The 6,365-nt window shown below is 46.2% G+C and carries 2 protein-coding genes; one reads left to right on the top strand and one right to left on the bottom strand.

Features of this window, described 5'->3' with window-relative positions; genetic code table 11:
- Positions 1–1,904 (top strand): metallophosphoesterase (locus H524_RS15705; protein WP_044122239.1); only part of this gene is annotated, 1,904 nt, incomplete at its 5' end.
- Positions 1,905–2,254: 350 nt separating this feature from the next.
- Here H524_RS15705 and H524_RS0111535 read toward each other — a convergent pair.
- On the bottom strand, positions 2,255–6,322 hold the full coding sequence (locus H524_RS0111535) for a hypothetical protein (RefSeq protein WP_156907609.1): 4,068 nt from the start codon (positions 6,320–6,322) through the stop codon (positions 2,255–2,257).
- Positions 6,323–6,365 lie beyond the last annotated feature (43 nt).

Here is a 6,365-nt window from a genome sequence, read left to right on the forward strand (position 1 = left end):
GTGGAACAGCCTACGATCCTAATATCCCATACAATCTGTACTTCATCCTTGAGATGACCCGCAGCATCCTCATTACTTTAGCTGCACTCGTGCTCATTAGAGTGGTCATCAATCTTGTCTACAAAGCCATACGTGTCGACTATCGAGCATTCATAATTCCTGCGCACTCGCTGTTCTATCTTATGATCATGCTGTCCATCGCAACAGCTATCTCAATTTACGGAACCGCCTGTACTTACAGAAAGCCAAATTTAACTCACTATCAAGTTAAGATGGATAAGCTCGCTCCTGAGCTTGATAAGCTGCGTATTGTAGTGCTTAGCGACATGCACATCTCTTCGCAGTCTAATCCATCATATGTTGCGGATATCATTGCTCGAGTTAACCGTCTTCACCCTGATCTTGTCTTATTACCTGGTGATCTTATCGACGGTCAAGTGCACAAACGTCATGCTCTTGCTAAGCTCTACTTTGATTTACGCGCCAAGTATGGCGTTTACTTTAGCTCGGGCAATCATGAGTACTACTCTGACTATAACAAGTGGCAAAACTATCTTACGCAAGGTGGCCTCATTAGCCTTGATAACAAAGTAGCCCACATTAAAGATGAACATGGTAAGACCATTTTGACTTTAGGCGGCGTTACTGATCCTAAGGCTGCTAACTACAACCTGCCAATGCCAGATATTACAGGTGTGAAGGCTATGCTCAAGAGCAAGGCCCCAACCATTGTGCTCTCCCATCGTCCTGCCTATGGTGAGGATTTCTCTACAGGCGACAATAAAGCCGATCTCGTAGTCTCAGGACATACCCACGGCGGCTTGATGAATATTGCCGCACCAATAGTTTCATTTATGAACAATGGCTTTGTCTCAGGTCACTACAAGGTCAATGACACCAATGTCATTGTCAGCCGTGGTATCAATGTATGGCAAGGCTATCCAATGCGCTTAGGCGTGCCTAATGAGATTGTGGTGATCTCCTTAAGATCTAAGGTAAAGCCATCTAAGGGCACCATCAGCATGACTAAAGCATCTGAAGTTGCGCTTAAAGAGCGTGAAGATAAGCAAAAGCTAGAAGATGCTAAAGCTAAGTTACATGCTACTCAAGTAAATGCGAATAACGCTGCTATTCAAAGCAAGCCAGGCACTTTAATCCTAAGCGGCACTCGCTCTGATAATGCGCAAACAAAGAGCAATGAGCTTACCAAGAGCAAGGCAGAAGATAGCACTAGCGAGCTTAATGCCTATGATGAAAGCGTGATGGACTCATCCATTATGCGTGCTGACGGAGCGGCAACTGATCTGCAGATCATATTGCCAATGGTGAATATCGAAAGTGGCGAGATCTCACGTAAGGTTACTGATTTAGCCGTACTACCAAAGAATCTAACCTACGATCAGAAGCGTCGTATTATCGATATTCTTTCTGAGGGCACTGCACTTGCCAAACTCCGTGAGCAAGAGGAGGCTAAGGCCAAATACGATCAGCTCTTAGAAGACAAGATTAACATTCTGCCAATGGGCTATAGCCTCGATGTTAGAGAGTCAATAAACTCTCACAGAACACCTGCGCAAATGCAACAAGAGGCTCAAAAGCAGCAAGATAAAAACAAGCACAAAGCCTCATCAAAACAACAGCAAGGCAACAACTTTGTTAAAGATGAGTATATGGATGAGACCAGACTTACTAGCAAACTGCATCAGCAAGTCATTACTGACGATGAGACCTTATTTAGACTAGAAAATGAGAGCATGTCCGATGTGAATGATATTGCTGCAGAGTATGGCATCTCCATCGGCACCGGCAATATCAACCAAGCCGACCATGGTGTCAATGACCTCATTGAAAAGCAGCAAGTGCAGCGCAACCTCCCTGAGGATACAAGCGGCGCATCCGAATAATAGCGCCCTCCAAGGCTGTTGCGGTGCATCCGAATAAGAGGGCATTCCAAGGCTGTTGGGCGCATCTTATTAGGCTGCAGCTGCAATTCTATTGCGGCACATCCGAATAAGAGAGCTTTCCATGGCTGTTGCGGCGCATCTTATTAGGCTGCGGCTGCCATTCTATTGCGGCGCAGCTAAGGAGACTGCGTCTGACAAAGCTTTTTCATAGCATCTTAAGATGCTTCTGCAAAAGCTTTTTCATCTGCATTGATGAGCTTGCTGTTGGCAGGATTTCTTTGCAGCTGCTAGTAACAAAAAGGGCAAGCTTAGAGCTTGCCCTTTTTGCTTGGGTGATGTGAGGCACTTTTCTAGCGGCGAGTGATGCCGTAGGCATTACGTGCTTGGTAGTTGGCGTAATGCGGGCCTGTAGCACCGTTATTTTGCAGATCGCTAAGAATATCCAGCTGATCTTGGCTTAAAGTGGAGACGGAGTTTAAGCCTCCGGCCACTACCTGACTCAAGATGTCGGCTGGATTTTCATCAGCGGCTAAGCCCTGCTGAGGATTGTAATTGCCACCTGGTGCTTCAATGCTACCTAAAGCCATTGGTGCCATAGCAACCACATCAGACATACCTGGATTCATAGCTGTAACTGCGGAGAAGTTGGTTGCACCTCGCGCAGAACTGCCTACCGCGCCAATAGAGAGTGGTCCACCACGAGCCGGAGCAGGGGCTGTCATTCTAGGAGCGCTACCTGCCATGGTGTTTACATTAGCACCGGCTGAGGCCATTGGAGCTGATGCAACCGGGGCCTGAGCAGGGGCGTGTGCCTGAGCATGGTTCTGAGCTTGAGCTTGTGCTTGAGCACGAGCTGCAGCCTCACGGGCTGTACGAGCTGCGATCTCAGCAATCTCATAAGGATCAGCCTTCTCATGACGCTCTGAAGTGGCAGAACCAACTGCACCAATACGACCTTGCTCAGCTAATGCCTTACGACGAGCACTATGTACTGCAGCAGCTGCAGCGGCAGCACGAGCGGCATTAGACTCAACATTATTATCTGATGCCAAAGCACCAGCATAGGCATCAGCCTCTGCTTGTGCTGCACGAGCAACGGCTTCACGCGCCTCGTTACGAGCCGTGGTGTTGGTATTAGCACTCATCATGCGAGCTGCATTAGGCAAACGATCACGACCATGTAAAGTTACGCTATCGTCAGCGAGCTCTTCATCAATATCAGCCTTTAAGTCATTTATGTACTGACTGTTACCAGAGAGATTATCAAATGACATAGCATGAGCGATCTCTTGAGATGCGCCCATTGCATCAGCACTATTGTTAATAGTTGCACGAGCACTCTGAGCATAAACAGTGTTGTTATCATCACCACTTAAGCCTAAAGCACCGGCAAGAGCTGACTCATAATCAGCATCCTGAGCGACATTAGATGAAGCTGCGACTTTAGCCTTACGGGACTTATCTTTGCCCAAATTCTCTTTGATGATGCTATCTGCTAAACGGTCGATAGCCTCAAGATTTTGTTCAAAGTTATCAGACTCTAAAGACTCTAATGCCGCATCCTTATCAAAGGACTTGCCCTCTTCTGTTGAAGCAGCCAGAATCTGCGCTAAGCTCTCTTCTTCATCTTTTTCATCATCGTAGATGTCGCTGTCATTAGACTTAGTTACATCTTTAATTGCTGAGGCGTTAGCAAGGCTTTCGGCAAGCATTTCTTCTTCATGCTTTTCCTCTTCAACTTCAACACCACCAGAGATGATCTTAGCTAAGTCCTCAGCCTCACCGATATCAACCTGAGCAGATACTACCTGTTCAGACTCATCAGGAGTTAAAGCGCCAAAACTTAAAGAGAGACTTTCTTCTTCATTCTTCTCATCAGAGTCTTCTACAGCACCGCTGATGATGCTTCGTAAGCTTTCAGCCTCATCTTTTTCTTCAAAGTCAGTGCTGCTTGCAACTTCAGATGGTGTGCCATCAACATCTTGAGTGTATGACGGTTCTGATTTCTTGCCCATAATGGACTCAATAACCGCACGCTCATCACTATCTAAAGCGGCTGACGGACTATCAGCGCTTACAGCTAATGCTGTATCGGCCTTAGCTACAGCATCGCCACTACCATCATGTTGTGCATCAGTAGAGCTATGGTCGATGATGTCATCTGAACTCTTAAAGCTATCAGAATCGCTCTCGGCTCTAAATGGAGCGCTGTTATCGATAACCTTACCGTTCTCATCAACCTCGTAAAGCAGCCTTAACTCATCTTCGCTAAGACCAGTACGGGCAGATAACTCGGTTAAGGAAACACCAGCTTCAATAAAAGCATGGGCCTTGTCTAAGGTAGCGATATCAATACCAAATGGCTTTTCGTCCTTTTGCTTACGCACATAGTCCTCATCGTAGATCATATCTACAACAGGAGCATTGCCATTGTTCTGCTCGCTATTAGAGTAGGCAACATTAGCTGCACTCATGTCACCGGTAATGTCCTTACCGCTAACTGAGTTGTCTTGAGCACCATTGCTTACACTAACCTTAAGCTTATCAACATCTAAAGACTCGCTTGGCACAATATCAATAGTCAGCTGAGTCTTATCAGTAGCTTGTGATAATGAGTCTGATGCTACTTGCTTAGTTGCGCTCTCATAAGTTGCAACTTTATTAAGGCCCTTGCCAAAGCCTGGTTCCTTATCTGAGGAGTTTAAATTGATATCGCAAGAGTCTTCATCAACAGTAAGTCCTGAGGCGCGGTTATACATGCGCTCCATAGACGGCATCTTATTGTCAGCCTCTTTGCGCGATTGCACTTGAGTACTTGGTTTAGACTCGTCTAATGGCTCGGACTTATCACTAGAAATAGTGATATCAGCTGAAAGAGAGCTCAAGGTGCTCTTATCAGATAGGCCATCTCCACTTGCATCTAAAGAGCTATCAGCTATTGATTTTTTAGACTTAGCAAGCATCTCACTTTGGCCAAAGGTACCAGCTAAAGCGGCACGCTCAGCATCATTAAGTGCAGTATCAGGTAATACCACCTCATCCATGTATGATGGAGTGTTGGACATCATTGCAGCGTTGCTAGCAAACTCATCATTATCTGAATCAATGCCCTTAGCTAGAGTTGCATCTACAGTGTTGATGATGCTGCTAGCGGCATTAACCACATCATTAAGCACAGCAATAGCATCGCGCTTTGAGCCATCTTGGGATGCTTTTAAGGCATAGGCATCCTCTTCGCTCAAGCTATTGCTTTGAGCGCTTTTAGCATCAGTGCTTGCTGTAGCTACTAAGTTGCTATTTGAGTCAGATAATTCATTGGTAAGATTTGCTTCAGCTTTGTCAGCATTAAGAGCTGAAGTTGGACGAGGCTCTACCTCAACCTCGATGAATGTGCCCTCATGGGGTAACCCCTGCCTGGGAGCTCCAGACGAGCCTCCTAAAGAATGAGTTCTATCGCCAGGATCGGCACCAAAGGCCATACCTAATGGGTTTAAAGGATCACGAGTGCTACCTTGACGGTTAGATCTTTGATTAGAGTGGTTTTCTTTCTTGCTTGAATGTGATGAATCAGCTTGAGCATTGGCCATGTGCTCACCAATGGTGGCAGGACCAGAATTTGGATCGATCTTAGAAAAATCGACAGTGCCCACTAACTTAGCAATATCAGATGCAGTTTGGGCAAAGGAGGCATCAAAAGGCTCATCTTCAGCACTAGCATGATTTTGTGCAGCAAAGGCTTGCTGTGGATCATACATGCCATCATCAGAGGCATCATTGTGCTGCGGTGCAAAAGTAGCCTTTGCATCAGACATGACGGAGCGCGCAGCCTGCTGCTGTGCAGCACGAGCTTTTTTACGTGCTTCACGAGTGCTAGACTCTCGGCCCTGATGAGAAGCAGATGGAGCGTTATTCGATGAGGCATTGTTCTCAGGTGAACCGCTGCTACGCTGAGCTGCACTTACTGCAGCATTGCCAGGGAGCGCAGCCATAAGGGTCTTAAGCTGAGAAACAGCATGCACCAGACCTTGCTGATCTTTTTGAATACCTTCAAGTGAGCTAGCTTGCTCCTCACGGATCTTATCAACCTCATCGCAAATCTGAGAGATGGTGTCCTTGAGATTGTGCTCTTCTCCATCTTCATCGGTGAACACAATATCCTCAAGTCTATAGCGTTGCTCAGGTACTTTTAGCTCGCCACGTGCTTTACGTCCAAAGAGTTCATCTAAGGAACGTTTGGCATCTTCTAGAGCTATTTCACTAACTTGCAGACGCTCCTGCAACTCATCAATTGTATTCTCTAATCGTGCACTACGACGGGAATTTAAGATGAATGAAACTAGCACTAGGATGATAACTATAAACACTACTCCTGCAAGGTACAGGGTTAGCAAACTTGGCGCTGAATAACTACCGTCCACAACGAAAGTCCTGTCTAGAAAAATACCTAAGCTATGCTAAAAA

Source organism: Anaerobiospirillum succiniciproducens DSM 6400, assembly GCF_000482845.1.
In the GTDB taxonomy this organism is placed as follows: domain Bacteria; phylum Pseudomonadota; class Gammaproteobacteria; order Enterobacterales; family Succinivibrionaceae; genus Anaerobiospirillum; species Anaerobiospirillum succiniciproducens.